The organism is Trichocoleus desertorum AS-A10, from assembly GCF_039962155.1.
Taxonomy (GTDB): Bacteria; Cyanobacteriota; Cyanobacteriia; order FACHB-46; family FACHB-46; genus Trichocoleus.
Window position 1 is genome coordinate 580,133 of record NZ_JAMPKN010000002.1, and the last position, 14,454, is coordinate 594,586.

The window sequence follows — 14,454 nt, forward strand, 5'->3', positions numbered from 1 at the left end:
TGCCTCCTATTCAATATCTTTGATTTTGGTTTTACGTTCCAAAATTTCCTTCAGTATCAAAGTCACAACCGCCAGAAAAGCGAGCAAAACTGCCGCAGAAAAGGCCGATTGCGTAGCGTATTGCTTATACGCTTCTTCCACAAACAGGGGCAGGGTTTGAGTTTGGCCAGCAATGTTGCCCGACACCACAGAAACCGCCCCAAACTCGCCCATGACTCTGGCATTTGTCAAAATCACGCCGTAGAGCAAGCCCCAGCGAATATTAGGAATCGTGACACGCCAGAAAATCTGCCAATCGTTAGCGCCTAGCGTTCTGCCTGCTTCCTCCTGATCACTGCCTGCCTCTTCCAGAACTGGAATCACTTCACGAGCGACAAAAGGCAGGGTAATAAAGGCACTGGCTAGCACCATCGCAGGCATGGCGAAAATAATTTTGATATTGCCCGATTCTAGCCAAGAGCCAAACCAGCCATTGCGGCCATAGAGCAACACAATCATCAAGCCCGCTACGACTGGAGAAACCGCAAAGGGCACATCCAGCAAGCTAATGAGAAAAGTGCGTCCTCGAAACTGGTTGCGGGCAATCACCCAAGCCGCACAAAGCCCAAACACCGTATTGATGGGCACGACAATCAGCGCAATCAAAAGTGTGAGCTTGGCAGCATGGAGGAAATTGCGCTCCGTCAAGTTGCCTAAAAACGGCCCTACTCCATCCTTAAACGCTTGCACAAAGACGTTGAAAGCGGGAATAAACAAGACTAACGCTAAGTAAAAGAGCGCAATGCCAATTAAAACTCCCTTGACCCAAGTTCTTTGCTGAGTCGGAGTTGGAGCTTTCGGCTGGGAGATCTCAGGATTAAAGGATTTACCTGCCAAACTAGAGCTCATACCGCCGTCCCCAAGCTTGCAATAGATTAATTGCCAAAAGAATTAGAAGCGAAATGCCCAACAGAACTGTGCCAATCACAGTGGCACCCGAATAGTCGTATTGCTCCAGGCGTTGAATAATCAGCACGGAGGCAATCAAGTCTTTGAACGGGACGTTAGAAGCCACAATGACCACAGAGCCATACTCACCGACTGCTCGGGAGAAGCCCAACGCCACGCCAGTCAAAATTGCTGGCATCAAGGGCGGCAATACCACCCGCCGGAAAGTTTGGAACTGAGAAGCGCCTAAAGACCAAGAAGCTTCTTCTACTTCCTTCTCCATGTCGTGCAATACAGGCTGGAGAGTCCGCACCACAAACGGTAGGGAGATAAAGATCATCGCCACCGCTACCCCCAATCGAGTAAAAGCGACCTTAATGCCAAAAGGCACTAGTAGCGAACCGATCCAACCGTTGTCACTATAGACCGTGGCTAGAGTCAAACCTGCTACTGAGGTAGGCAGGGCAAAAGGTAAATCGATCGCGGCATCAATGATGCGTTTGAAGGGAAAGTCGTAGCGAACCAACACCCAGGCAATTAAAACCCCAAAAACGGCATTGATCAGGGCCGCAATCAAAGCTGTGACAAAGGTGACGTTATAGGTAGCCAAGGCGACAGGGCTAGTCGCAATTCGCCAGAAGTCAGCAGGTTTTTCGGTACTTGCCTTTGCAATCAGCGCTGCCACAGGCAACAACAGCATAATTGTGAGATACCCCAGCGTGATCCGCCAAGGCCAAGACAACCCTAAGATCCGTTGAACCGGATTTTTGGGTTGAGGGGAAGCAGATGGAGAAATAGTTGAGACAGCCATAAAGCAATTTAAAGACAGCAGCCTAGGTCAAGCTAGGAGATCAAAAATAAATCGGGGCAGATGCTTTTAGCCGTTGATCTTGAACTCATCAAGTATCCCAAAAGCCTGCCCCGATCGCCCGCACAGAGAGGAGAGTCAGCGAGTGACTACTACCTATTTGCCTTGAATCTGGTCGAAGATAGCACCATCATCAAAGAATTTCTTCTGGACTTCGCTCCAGCCGCCGTAATCTTTTACAGTGGCCAAATCTTTCACTTGGGGATACTTGCTCTCCAGAGATTTCGCTTGGGCACCATTGAGGTCGCTCAGACGGAAACCTGTATTGGCAAATTCTTGCTGGGCTTCTGGAGAGAAGAGATACTGCACAAAGGCTTCTGCAACTTCGCGAGTCCCGTGCTTGTCTACGTTCTTGTCGACTACTGCCACTGGGTTGTCAATCGAGACGTTGACTGCGGGGATGACGAAGGGGAGTTTTTCGCCGTTTTCAGCGGCTAAGAGAATTTCGTTCTCATAGTTGATCAAGGCATCTCCTTGGCCCTGCTTGAAAAAGATGTCACTGGCTTCCCGCGCATCTCTGGGCAGAACGGGCACATTTTTGTAGGCTTTAGCCACAAATTCTTGGGCTTTGGCATCATCCGCACCTGACTTCACAGCAGCATTCCACAGCGCCAAGAAGTTCCAACGGGCACCACCGGAAGTTTTGGGGTCAGCGGTGACAAAGCTTATGCCATCCTTACCGAGATCTGTCCAATCCTTAATGCCTTTGGGATTGCCTTCACGAGTGACGATCGCGGCGACAGAACGGCTAGCGACAGCATCGTTAGGAGCTTCTTTGTCCCAACCCGCTTCAATCAACCCAGCCTTCTCAATCTTTTGCACATCAAACCCAAGGGCCAGATGCACCACATCTGCTGGTAAGCCATCGATCACAGCGCGGGTTTGGGAACCAGAGCCACCGTAGCTGGGCTTGAAAACCACAGTTTGGTTGTGTTCTTTCTGCCACTTCTCCACAAACTTAGGAATAATTTTGTCGTGGGCGGCTTTGGTGACGGCAAAAGAAACTAGAGTCAGTTCAACTTCTTTTTTGGCAGCACTCCCACCTGTAGCACCTGGAGAGCTAGCAGTAGTAGTGTTGCCACCATCGCCAGAGCAAGCGGCGATCGTTACACTCAAAGTCATGCCGACTAGGAACAGTGAGACAAAGCCTCTCAGGGAACTGAATTTCAACCCATTGAACATTTGCGGGCCGCAGCAACGCAGTATGTTGGTCCAGAACTTGAGCGCATTACTAATTACCCGTTGAGCTGGCTCCTCTCGTCGTTTCGAGCCACGTTGCCACAGACCCATAACCTTTAATCTCCTTTCAAACCCCAGTTAGTCGGTCGGGATACCGGATTTCCATCTGAACATAGATAGTACCGAGAGATTTGCAAAAACGCAAATAAATTGTCAGGAGATGAAGCGATCGCTGATTTTCAATTCAATTAAATTTGGGGTGAGGAGTGGTGCAGAATTTGATATACTGACTTTTAGCCAATGCGCTGGTGTAGCTCAGTTGGTAGAGCAGCTGATTTGTAATCAGCCGGTCGCAAGTTCGAGTCTTGTCACCAGCTTTTAAATTAGAAATATTTTTAGCGTGCTATTGCTTAACCGCGATCGCCTGCATCAATCACCCCTGATTAAGTAGCATTTCAGTATTTAGCCGCTAATTCTCGAAGAGTGAGTACTGCGGCAATTTTTCTACTCTGCTCATCATAAATGGGGCGGGCATTCCCTTCTACCAGCACCTCCGTCCCATCTAGTCGCCGGATGCGCCAGCGAGCTTCAGTCACGATCTCGTCTCGCAGTGCAGCGCGGCTCAGGGGGAGTTCTGCTGGAGGGTAGGCTTTACCATCAACTGTATAAAGATGATACGTGTCGGTATAGCCTTCAGGCAGTACATCTAACTTGGCAACTCCGTGGAGCCGAGAAGCTGCCTCGTTGACAAAAGTGATACGTCCCTCGGCATCTGTGACAATGACTCCCTCAATCAGTTGTTGCAGAATGGCATCTCGCTCTGTGGCAATCCGAGCAACATGCTGCCGTTCCAGCACTTCTTTAGTCACCTCAATATTCAGGCTTAAAATCCCGCAGACTTGCCCAGTGGTATCTAAGAGAGGCTGGTAAATGACATTGAAATAACCCTCATACATTTCCCCGGTGCCATGACGATCGTAGCGGACTAGCAATTCCTTCCCCTCATAGGTCTCGCCGGTGGCATATACCTGATCTAGCAGCTCAAAAAAGCCTTGTGCTTCCAGTTCCCGAAAGGCATTTCGCATCGTTAGACCTTCAAAGTTGCGATCGCCAATTAGCTGCTGGAAGCTACGATTATGGATCTCAATTCGATGCTCTTGCCCTCGCATAATGCAGATAGGTACGGGGGCATATTCGAGCATATTCCGAATTTCCGCCCGTACTGCTTCTTCTCGGAGCACACGAATGCGATCTGAGATGTCGCGGCTGAATAGGATTAACCCCTGTTCAGTGGGGACAGCCCGCACTTCGTGCCACGCATACAACCCTGGAAGAAACAACTCAAATTTGACAGCAATAGAACCTGTGATGGCGCGTCTTAGTTCTGCTTCTGCTGGTGTATTGAGCAGTTCGGGAAAAACCTCCCATAGAGAGCGACCCAACAACTCGGCTCGTTTACGTCGCAGCAGAAGTTCCGCACTATAGTTAACGCAGGTATAGTTCCAGTCTTTATCTAGTTCGGTAACTGCATCAGACGTATATTCCAATACTGTCTCAAGATCCAAATTATTCCTCCGTTCCAGGCCAGTCGTATATCAGTAGCATTTGTTAGAAGATGCCCTTCATACATCTAGCGATAGCCTGATCTAAAGTCGCCCGGCTTTTCAGAGATAGTTCTGGAGGCTGAAGTTCGGGTAGTTGAAGTGAGACTCTTAGGTATCAGTCAAAATAAATCTGCTTTGAATATCCAAAGTGACTGGGCTGGGATATTCAAAACAGATTTAATGTTTGCTGTTAGTTGTTTGCTCCTATTTAGGCCCTGGAGCGTGGGGTGCGACTCTGCGGGTTATTTAATTCGATTCACCTTGATCAGATCTTTCATGATCACTCCATGAATTCCCTTGACGATATCCACAACTTGAGTGACCTCAAAATCTACTGCGGCACTACTCAGTTGTAGAGCTTCTTGCCCATTGAGGGGTGTAACTTCTGTGATAAAAGTCAGGCTTTTACGCACTGCATCCTTCATCGCCTCATCCAAATCTTGATTCAGCCCAATCGGAACAAAGGCGATCGGAGTTTCTAGGAACGGTGCGGTAAATGTTTTTTTAGCTGCAAGATCTTTGCGCAGGGTAATCCGAAATGTTGGCTTTAGAGAACACTCGATCGCGGTTAAAGCGACCTCTCCATCTCCTTGAGCACAGTGAGGATCGCCAGTATACATAAGGGCACCAGGAACTTGCACAGGGAGATATAGCGTAGTTCCCGCCGTGATTAAATTCAGGTCAATATTTCCCCCATAACGGCCTGGAGGCACAGAGTTTACGGTTTCAGCATCATTTTCAGGCGCAACACCAATCAGCCCCATGAATGGTTTTAAGGGAATCTCATAGGAAGGCGAACCAGGCGTGTCAGGTTTCAGGATTCCTAATCCAGTAATTCCGTCTCGCTTGAAGTTGGCGTACTGGAGCGGAGAAGCAGTCTGTCCTTTGCGCGTTCTCAGAATCGCCTGAACAGCTTGAGGATCAGTCACGATTTTGATGTATTTGCTATCAGCGACCTTGTCCCCGACAGGATATTCTCCTGGTAGTGCACCTTTACCCTTACGGCTACTCACAAACCCATAGGAGGCACGGTGCTCAATCTTGAGAGTTTCAATTTGCAAGACATCTCCGGGCATGGCTCCTTCGACGTAAATAGGCCCAGTCACGACATGAGGCCCTTTGCCATCATGAGGGACGTTCGCTCGGATAGTTAGTTGATCTTGCAGGATCTCTTTTTCGGGCACTCCTTTCTGAGTCAAAAACTCGATCGCTCCAGCGGCAGTACCATCCCGGGACTGGTCTTCTAAAATGCCTTCGTGAGAGACGGTCTCAATCGTTACAGTGTCTCTGGATCGAATACGTAGAGCAGGCTTAGCCGTCTTGCCATACAAACGTCCCCAAATTACAGTTTCCGGGGTGGATTTAAGCAGATACTCTTTTGCCCAAGCGGGAGAGTTGGAACTCCAAATGCCTAGAACCAATCCAGCCAATAACCAGGTGTGGTTTTGCCTCACCATCCCGCTCACGCCTCACTTGACGACTTCAGCCGTACCATAGCTTCACTCATCCGTATTATTTGTACCCTTCACTACATTCCCTTGTTGAGAAATCAGCGAAATTGTCCTTGAATCAGGCAATTTTTAGCAAAAATCAGTGCGTTATTAGTTCGCGCCGTTGAGGGTAAAGCGCATAGAGACTGACACGAAATTGCTTTGATTTTTTAGCGCGTCGTTCATCAGCAGTTGTTTAGCATCAAGGGTTAGGAGAATCAGCAATGCCACTTCATCATCAAGGCTGGATGCTGCTATCAGTTCTCGCGACTGGGGTGGGACTAGCGATGCCCTCTAAAGCCGAGAACTTGGCTTACGTGAACTACTGGCTACTGGATGCTAAACCCACCGTAAAGACGTTGCACTTAAACCAGCAACCGATTCATGCCTCTTACTCTCTAGAGCAAATCATTCCATCCCAACGCATTCCTGCAGGAAAGTACGCCCTCTCTCTCAATTCCGTCTCGTCTCAGCCAGAGTCTCAGCCAAAACAGAGCTTCAATTTAGAAGCTGAGCAGTTTTATACCGTAGCTCTATTTCAGAAAGGCCAGGTACTCCAAGGGCTAGTGCTGAATGACAAGCTGAGTCGTCCTGAACCTACAGTGAGACTGGTGAATCTCATGCCTGAGCCTGTCCAAGTGACGATCAATCAAGCTCAGCCGAAAGGATTGGAGCTGCAATCGGGCGAGCAAAAGGATGTAGCGATCGCGCTCAATAGTCCCTCGAAAGTTGGTTTAGTGACAGTGCAAACAACTGCTAAATCTAATCCGAGTCACTCTGTAACCAAAACCTTTGGGGTTGGGCCTGACTATGCTTCTGTGGTCGTGATTAGCCCCCAAGCAGACTCACTCAGACTAACTCGTTGGCAGTACGATCGCTGTGCTGTCCGCATTGAAACTTACCAGTATGAAGACGCTTGTGGACATTCAGACTAGAGAAGACAAACAGACTCGCCAACAGCTAGCGGGGGCGACCCAGGGTGGTGATATAGAGCACGGCTTCATCTACCGGAATGCCTAACACTTCATTCACCTGATTATCAAAGAAGCCACCAATGCCGCTGACACCCAAACCCAGATGGATGCCAGCCAGGTTAAGCTTTTGCCCCAAGTGGCCCGCATCCATGTGAAGGTAGCGGTAGACGCGATCGCCATATTGAGCCACCGCAGTTTTCAGGTCCGCCGTATGAAACACCACTGCTGCGGCATCACGACCCAAATCTTGCCCCAAGCATAAGTAGTGCAGTTCTCGCCGGAAGTTTTTGAAGCGGATTTGTCGTAATTCCTGAGAGTGGGGGGCGTAGTAGTAGCAGCCTTCTTCTAAGCCAATCACACCAGAAACTGCAATAAAGGTCTGAATCGAGTTCAAAACAAAATAGTCTGGATACCCATCCAATTCCTGTTCAATATAGTGCTCAGGCTGGTAAGTAAAGTCCAGTAATGCTTTCAGTTCTGCTAGGGTAATTGACTCTCCGCTGTAGGCGCGGGTAGAACGACGGCGGAGTATGGTCTCTTGCATAGCCCCTAAGTTCTCTCCCCAAACAATCGGCTGAGACAGCGTAGAAACTTTTAGGCAAAACGGAAAATTGTATTGATCCGATTGAGCCTTCTCTCGATTGGCTCGTGGTGGTATTTTGGGGATCTTTTTGAAGGCTGCGTTTGGCTGAATCTGAGTAGCTTGATGGAAATAGCTCAGCAACTCTCCATCAGGAATACTGGGATACTCGGTCTGAGTCGCCGAAGGTAAGGCTGTTACCGAAAGCGGCAGATTTTCTTGTACTTCTAGCAAATCGGCCACTGGAATCACTGCGATCGCCCCTTCTTGGTCCGGATCGAGGTAGAGCAACTGATTAAGCGCCTCGTCAGCAAATCCACCAATCAAATGCGGTCGATAGTCATTGAGAGCGCAGGCTAACTCAATGTTGCCCAGCAAGTGCCCAGCATCCAAAAAAATGCGTCGGTAGGCGCGGTCTTGATAGCGCCATGCCGAGCGAGCAAACACCGCAGTCGTGACCAAAGCCATCTGCGTGTCATCTAAAATGGGGTGCCAAAAGCAAGCCGATTGCAATTTCTGCCAAACATTGCTGTCCCAGAAATGCCACAGCGAGTGATTTTTAGACTGATAGTTATACAACCCAGCGGGTAGGAATGGGGTCCCCCGCGAGACTAAATACACTTCTGCCGGATACAGACCCCCCGCTGAAGGCGCAGCCCGTAAATAAACTGGACTTCCGGTTGTGGGAATCATGCCTGTTAAGCCGTAGCTGCAAAATAGCAGGCGCGACAACCGTTGCCACCAAGCAGTCTCTGCATCTTCAGCCAAGACTTCTTGTGGGTCAGTTAAATAAGGCTTGAGATCGAAGGTAGTACCGATCTTGTATTCCTTAAACGGAACAGGCTGACTCTCCCAATCCAAGTGATGGCTTTTACTGGCAAGGGTTTGCGGATCATATTTGGTCCGCTCGTGGTAGTGCTGAGCAATCGAGACTCGAAGTTCTGGCATAGAGATTTCTGGGCAGTGCAGTTACGTCTCTATTTAGATCTTGACATCTCTCAGGGTTAAAGTGTCTGTTTGCGCAGAAACGCAGCCTGGCATCTGACTTGACCCCATATTCATAGTCTGTTCATGACTACAGCGAGAGTATCCCCAAGGCGACAGATGTGGCTAAAGTTTTAATCTGGCACAGTTGGAGGATAAAGCAATGGCAGCAAGCTTGGAGGTTCGACGTAAATAGGTTAAGTAGATAGGTTAATAAGTGCGATCGCAGCCAGGGATTCTTAAAAAAGCGTTAAAGCAACGGTATTTTTTGTCACACTATTTTACATTCTAATTACAAGTTAAGTATAAATGCTCATTATGTATCTCGCGTCAATCCTGAAAAGAGTTTGACGAAGATACTGTCGGGAATGGTTACCATGCAGAGGGTCAGCGCCAAAGAAATACTATCTTGCTATGCCGAAGGGCAACGAGATTTTAGTAACATTGATGCCGGGGAAGTTTTTCTATTTGAAGCTGAGCTACCTAACATCAATTTACAAGGAAGCAACCTAGCCACCGCTCATCTTCCCTACGCCAATCTCACTTATGCCAACTTACAGGCAGCCCAGTTACCAGCAGCGGAAATGAGCAATATTCAGCTTTATCAAGCCGATTTAGCTGGAGCCAATCTACAAAAGGCAAATCTATCGCGAGCGAATCTGCGCCATGCCAACTTGCAAGGGGCGAATCTGGCTGGGGCCGATCTATCTGGGGCAGATTTGTATAATGCCGATTTGAGTCAGGCAAATTTATCCTCTGCAAATCTTAGCCGCACCAACCTAGAAAAGGCCAAACTTCAAGCAGCTCAGCTCGCTGGTTGTAATCTCTATCGCGCTCAGCTCGTGAATTTAGAAACAGCCTATATCGATCGCACTACTATTCTGCCCGATGGTCATCGCGACAGTCATTCTCTATGAAGATCCAACAACAGCATGCTTGGCCCGCCACCGCTGAAGAAGCCACTATAATTCAGCAGCAATTGCGTGGTGACATCATCAAGGAAGACCAACTAGGAACGGTGCAGCGCGTCGCTGGGGTTGATGTGGGCTTTGAGGCAGATGGAACTATTACTCGTGCCGCGATCGCCGTCTTAAGTTTTCCGGAGTTGCAACTCATCGAGCAAGCGATCGCCCGTCGCCCCACCACCTTTCCTTACATTCCAGGCTTTTTGTCTTTCCGAGAAATTCCTGCTGTCCTAGATGCTCTAGAACAAATCGCCACTCCTCCCGACTTGTTGCTCTGTGATGGTCATGGCATTGCTCACCCTCGACGGATGGGGATTGCAGCTCATTTGGGGCTACTAGTGAATTTGCCTGCGGTCGGAGTTGGTAAGTCTTTACTAGTCGGAAAACATGACGAGGTGCTAGAGGAGCGAGGTGCTTGGCAACCGCTTCAGCACCGGGGTGAAACGGTTGGAGCTGTGCTGCGAACCCGGGTTGGCACCAAGCCTCTCTACATCTCCCTAGGGCATCGCATTAGTTTGCCGACAGCACTCGATTATGTGATGCGCTGCACCACCAAGTGGCGGTTGCCCGAAACGACTCGCCATGCTCACAAACTGGCGTCGGGTTAACTATCTGGTTAACTAGGATTCGTGTTGTTGGGCGATCGCGATGGTTTGGTCAATCAGAATTCGCACAATCTCTAAGGCTTGATTCAAACTTTCCCGAGGGCGAATCTGATAGGTGTAGCGTAGACCTCCCTGTCCTTGATCGGCGGGATGCTGCCACTGCAACACAGGATATTTTTGGCCAAAGCCCGTTTGGCGTTTGATTCGCACATGCACTAGCCAAATCGGCCAGTCCCGATAGGTAGCAATAAAGTGAGTTTTGTTTTTGTCAAAGTCACTCCGCTGAGGGGCCAAACTAGACATGCTAGAACCAGCCCCAGACAAGGGATAGCTTGCCTGTACAGTCCTATGGGTAGATGGAACACTTGCTCTAGAAGGAGATAAGGATTGTGGAAATGACCTCGATCCGGTAGTCATGTTCAATTGGCCCCCTGTTGCTTACAATCCCAGCTCTCTTCAGTAGTCTCTACTCAATGCAGGTCAGTGATGAGAGCGACTATCTAGATTACCATCAGGTATGAAAATGCCGCTCCTGCTGCGCAACACTCAAACTGTGAGTGAAAAATACTGATTCTTGGGATACCAGAGCATCCTCCTTTAGAGTTATCTCTGAAGCTAGAATCATTAGACTTGGCTTAAGCGGTAAATGTTCCTGAGGTGACGTTAACACCAAACTGGCTGTACCCGTAACTTTAGTTACAACTACGTAGTGTAGTTTTAGTTACTAGTGGAATCGATGAATATTGAGTGAATTTTTCATGACGATTCCAGCAATTACCCAGAAACTACTAGCTGCGAAGCAAATGCAAGGATTGAGTTTCACAGATTTAGAAAAAATTCTGGGACGCGATGAAGTCTGGATTGCCGCCTTGTTTTATCGCCAAGCGAGTGCTTCTGAGGATGAAGCCAGTAAATTAGTGGAGGCTTTAGGATTAGGGCCAGACGTAGCATCTGAGCTAACTGAATATCCCCTCAAAGGTCTAGGGCCAGTAGTACCAACCGATCCGCTGATTTATCGCTTCTACGAAATTATGCAGGTCTACGGCATGCCGTTGAAAGAAGTGATTCAGGAGAAATTTGGAGACGGCATCATGAGTGCGATCGACTTCACGATGGATGTAGAGAAGGAGACAGACCCAAAGGGCGATCGCGTCAAACTCACGATGTCTGGGAAATTCTTGCCTTACAAAAAGTGGTAGATCGGCAGTTTTCGGGAAAATTGTGATTATATGGGGAGCTTGCATCAGAGAAATTGCATCTACTCTAGAGTAGATGGCTTTAAGGCTCCCTGTTTCCTCAATTAATGCTCCACCATCATCACTCCTCCCATTGCGACCACTCCATCCCCACTGCCTCTCTAGGCCCAGGCAGCACCCCGGTTCAGAAGCTCCGTTTATTGTGGATAGCACTCATTCTGACGGGTTGTTTTTCGCTAGCGGAGTTAATCGTGAGTCACCGCAGCCATAGTTTGGCGCTGCTGGCTGATTCAGGGCATTTGTTCTCCGACACGCTATCACTCGCTTTAGCGCTGTTAGCCACCTGGATCGCCCGTCTACCTGCTTCTGAGCAAGCTCCTTTTGGCTACCGTCGGGTAGAGATTTTAGCGGCTTTAGCCAATGGTTTGAGCTTGGTCGCGATCGCCTGCTGGGTCGGATGGGAAGCGATCGCCCGTTTGCAATCTCCCCCGACTGAAATCCTCAGCTTGCCGATGCTGATCACGGCTGTGGTGGGCTTGGGGGTCAATAGCTTAAATGCCTGGTTCTTGCATCGCGACAGTCACCACGACTTGAACCTGCGGGGAGCCTTTTTGCACATGGTGGCTGATGCCATTAGTTCTGTAGGCGTAATTTTGGCAGCGATCGCAGTTGGCAAGCTGCACTGGCTCTGGGCCGATGGTACGATTAGCTTACTTGTGGCTGGATTTATTGCCACTGGAGCCATTCCGCTGATTCAGCAGAGCTTGAATATTCTGCTAGAACGCACCCCTCAGCAGATTGATGTCCCAGCCTTAGCAGCAGCTTTAATGCAGCACGAAGCGGTGGTTAGCATTGACGCTCTGAAGCTTTGGACGGTCGCTCTGGGCCAAGAAGTGCTGTGTGTGCAATTACAAGTGAATTTGAGCGATGGATTAGCCCGCGATCGCTTGTTAAAGCAAATTCAAGCCCAAATGCAGCAAGAATTCGGCATTCAAGATGTGATAGTGCAAATGACTCTAGCTCCTGGTCAGCAGGCGATCGCGCCGCAACTATCACCGACGCTGAGCGACCAGATTGTACTTCCCAGTCAATAACCCTGCCCCTTGGACCGTGGCAATTCCTTTCAGTGTGTTGCCCTCGACCCGCCCTGTAAACTGAATCGTTGCCGCTTGACCTTGCACTTTTTTGTTAGTGGTGAAGCTAATTTGATTGCCTGTCAACTTGGCATTGCTAATGGCCAACGTGGCATTTCCAGCTGTCGCTGCACCAGTTACTTGCTGAAATTGCTGGCGCAATAGCAAATTGACTGGCTGTCTTCCCAGCGGAGTAGCTAGCGTTCCTTGCCAATTGCCCGCTACCTGCGCTGGCACTACCCAATAGTAAACCGCGTGAATGCGGCCGGTTTTAGGCACTTTCACCGTTAAGGTTTTATCGGGTTTCCAGTCGCCCAGATTAAAGGCATGAGAAACCACTCGCGACCCCGGTTTCAGTTCATTCAAGAGCTTAGGCTGCAACTTAAGGTTAACGGCAGGCAACAAATAAAGTGTGACCACGGTGGCATCGCGGAGGTTGGTTTGAAACAAATCCTGCTGCAAAAACTTGACGCGATCGCCCAAACCCGCTTTTTGAGCGCTGGCATTACTTTCTTGAATTAGCCTCGGGTCGAGTTCTATCCCAACTCCACGAGTGCCGTACTTCTGAGCTGCGGTCAAGACAATACGCCCGTCCCCGGAGCCTAAGTCGTAGAGCTGATCTCGGCCTGTAACTCTCGCCACCTTGAGCATCTCAGCCACGACTTCATTTGGTGTCACCACATAAGGCACCTCCTTCTCCACGACTGAAGTACCAGGAGATACGCTAGGAGCTGGGGTGACGGCAGGAGCCTGCGCTACTGGAACAGAAGCAGACAAAACCGCCGGACTAGAAGCTGAGACGGGAGAGTTTGAGACGAAAGACTGAGTACAACTGGCCAAAAGCGCGATCGCGATTCCTAAACCAATTCCTTTGGCTGCCACAGCCATCCGACGCTGGATCTCCATTTACTCGCCTCCTAACTCACAAGGGTCACAGCCATTATTAACGCGCCATACCACCCTACTCTGCATTCTCCATAACGAGAGGGAATCAAAGTTTAAGGTTCTCCCCTATTATCTCTGCTCAAACTGATCTCGCATTTCACCAAGCCGAACTAGTCAAAGCATCTAGCCCGTGGCATACTCCCCAAGGGAGACTGGAACACCTAGAATTAAGAATCGCTCGCTAAGCCTGCATGAAGATTGCCACCTGGAACGTCAACTCCATTCGCACCCGCCTAGAGCATGTCCTCAATTGGTTGCAAGCCAACCCAGTGGACATGCTATGTGTGCAGGAAACCAAAGTCATAGATGCTGACTTTCCGCGATCGCCCTTCACCGATTTAGGCTACCACCTCTACATTTCTGGGCAAAAGTCTTACAACGGCGTTGCCCTAATCAGCCGCACTCCCTTAGAAGATGTCACCGCTGGATTCACCCCAATTTTAGGCGAAAGCTTAGTAAGTGAACTTGATGCCCAAAAACGAGTGATTACAGGGGTTTTAGATGGCATTCGCATCGTCAATTTATACGTCCCCAACGGCTCCGAAGTGGGCAGCGAAAAGTATGTCTATAAACTGCGATGGCTCCAGGTTCTCCACGAGTATCTCGAAGCTCTCTGCCTCAAAGACAGCAATCCACCCAAAATTTTAGTCTGTGGCGACTTCAATATTGCCTTAGAAGACCGAGACATCCATAACCCCAAAGGCCGTGAGAAACACATTATGGCCTCGGACCATGAGCGTGCTGCTTTGCAAACCGTTCTGGATCTGGGCTTTGCAGATGCCTTTCGCAAATTTACTGCTGATGGCGGTCACTTTAGCTGGTGGGATTACCGCTCTGGCTCGTTTCAACGCAACAGTGGTTGGCGGATTGATCATCACTACCTAACTCCCGCCTTGTATGAACGAGCGATCGCTTGTAGCATTGACGTTGCCCCCCGGCAATTAGAGAAACCTAGTGACCATGCGCCTGTAACTGTCGAACTGGAGGTCGCCCTTTAGATAGTT

At 49.3% G+C, this 14,454-nt stretch carries 14 protein-coding genes and 1 tRNA gene; 7 read left to right on the plus strand and 8 right to left on the minus strand.

The features are described 5' to 3' along the window. Positions 1-6: 6 nt before the first annotated feature. From cysW to NDA01_RS06425, 3 genes are all read right to left on the minus strand, one after another. Entirely contained in the window at positions 7-888 is an 882-nt protein-coding gene (gene cysW / locus NDA01_RS06415) for a sulfate ABC transporter permease subunit CysW (RefSeq protein ID WP_190431098.1), read from the minus strand. Further along, entirely contained in the window at positions 878-1,738 is an 861-nt protein-coding gene (cysT, locus tag NDA01_RS06420) for a sulfate ABC transporter permease subunit CysT (protein ID WP_348227277.1), read from the minus strand. Before cysT ends, cysW begins: the two co-directional genes overlap by 11 nt. Before the next feature lie 153 nt (positions 1,739-1,891). After that, positions 1,892-3,085: a sulfate ABC transporter substrate-binding protein gene (locus tag NDA01_RS06425; RefSeq protein ID WP_190550931.1), complete on the minus strand. Its 1,194-nt coding sequence runs from the start codon at positions 3,083-3,085 to the stop codon at positions 1,892-1,894. Positions 3,086-3,278: 193 nt separating this feature from the next. Between NDA01_RS06425 and NDA01_RS06430 the strand changes: the two genes are divergently transcribed. Next, positions 3,279-3,351: transfer RNA gene (locus tag NDA01_RS06430), tRNA-Thr, on the plus strand. Between the two features lie 78 nt (positions 3,352-3,429). Here NDA01_RS06430 and NDA01_RS06435 read toward each other — a convergent pair. Beyond that, positions 3,430-4,539 carry a PAS domain-containing protein gene (locus NDA01_RS06435; RefSeq protein WP_348227278.1) on the minus strand — a complete coding sequence of 370 codons (1,110 nt, stop codon included), beginning with the start codon at positions 4,537-4,539 and terminating at the stop codon, positions 3,430-3,432. Between the two features lie 281 nt (positions 4,540-4,820). Next, the gene (locus tag NDA01_RS06440; RefSeq protein WP_348227279.1) at positions 4,821-6,035 is read right to left on the minus strand and encodes an acetamidase/formamidase family protein; all 1,215 of its coding nucleotides are present in this window, start codon (positions 6,033-6,035) and stop codon (positions 4,821-4,823) included. Positions 6,036-6,292: 257 nt separating this feature from the next. Here NDA01_RS06440 and NDA01_RS06445 point away from each other — a divergent pair, with 257 nt between their 5' ends. Further along, on the plus strand, positions 6,293-7,003 hold the full coding sequence (locus NDA01_RS06445) for a hypothetical protein (RefSeq protein ID WP_348227280.1): 711 nt from the start codon (positions 6,293-6,295) through the stop codon (positions 7,001-7,003). Between the two features lie 25 nt (positions 7,004-7,028). On the opposite strand, the gene NDA01_RS06450 is transcribed toward NDA01_RS06445, so the two are convergent. Next, positions 7,029-8,570, minus strand: a complete 1,542-nt coding sequence (locus NDA01_RS06450; RefSeq protein WP_348227281.1) for a SagB/ThcOx family dehydrogenase — start codon at positions 8,568-8,570, stop codon at positions 7,029-7,031. Between the two features lie 413 nt (positions 8,571-8,983). Here NDA01_RS06450 and NDA01_RS06455 point away from each other — a divergent pair, with 413 nt between their 5' ends. Together NDA01_RS06455 and nfi are read left to right on the plus strand one after the other, a co-directional pair. Then, the gene (locus NDA01_RS06455; protein ID WP_190550921.1) at positions 8,984-9,523 is read left to right on the plus strand and encodes a pentapeptide repeat-containing protein; all 540 of its coding nucleotides are present in this window, start codon (positions 8,984-8,986) and stop codon (positions 9,521-9,523) included. Then, complete coding sequence (gene nfi / locus NDA01_RS06460) at positions 9,520-10,179, plus strand: deoxyribonuclease V (protein ID WP_348227282.1); 660 nt, start codon at positions 9,520-9,522, stop codon at positions 10,177-10,179. Before NDA01_RS06455 ends, nfi begins: the two co-directional genes overlap by 4 nt. A 12-nt stretch (positions 10,180-10,191) precedes the next feature. Here the strand turns inward: nfi and NDA01_RS06465 are convergent, their stop codons facing one another. Further along, positions 10,192-10,479: a hypothetical protein gene (locus NDA01_RS06465; protein ID WP_190431089.1), complete on the minus strand. Its 288-nt coding sequence runs from the start codon at positions 10,477-10,479 to the stop codon at positions 10,192-10,194. A 455-nt stretch (positions 10,480-10,934) separates the two neighbouring features. Between NDA01_RS06465 and cynS the strand changes: the two genes are divergently transcribed. Both cynS and NDA01_RS06475 read left to right on the plus strand, forming a co-directional pair. Further along, complete coding sequence (gene cynS / locus NDA01_RS06470) at positions 10,935-11,375, plus strand: cyanase (RefSeq protein ID WP_190550915.1); 441 nt, start codon at positions 10,935-10,937, stop codon at positions 11,373-11,375. A gap of 104 nt (positions 11,376-11,479) precedes the next feature. After that, positions 11,480-12,466 (plus strand): cation diffusion facilitator family transporter, encoded by a 987-nt coding sequence (locus NDA01_RS06475; RefSeq protein ID WP_348227283.1) that lies wholly within the window; start codon positions 11,480-11,482, stop codon positions 12,464-12,466. On the opposite strand, the gene NDA01_RS31850 is transcribed toward NDA01_RS06475, so the two are convergent. Then, positions 12,425-13,411 (minus strand): SAM-dependent methyltransferase, encoded by a 987-nt coding sequence (locus NDA01_RS31850; RefSeq protein ID WP_431193332.1) that lies wholly within the window; start codon positions 13,409-13,411, stop codon positions 12,425-12,427. The genes NDA01_RS06475 and NDA01_RS31850 overlap by 42 nt on opposite strands. A 230-nt stretch (positions 13,412-13,641) precedes the next feature. On the opposite strand from NDA01_RS31850, the gene xth reads away from it, so the two are divergent. Next, positions 13,642-14,448: an exodeoxyribonuclease III gene (gene xth, locus NDA01_RS06485; protein ID WP_348227284.1), complete on the plus strand. Its 807-nt coding sequence runs from the start codon at positions 13,642-13,644 to the stop codon at positions 14,446-14,448. Positions 14,449-14,454: the final 6 nt, after the last annotated feature.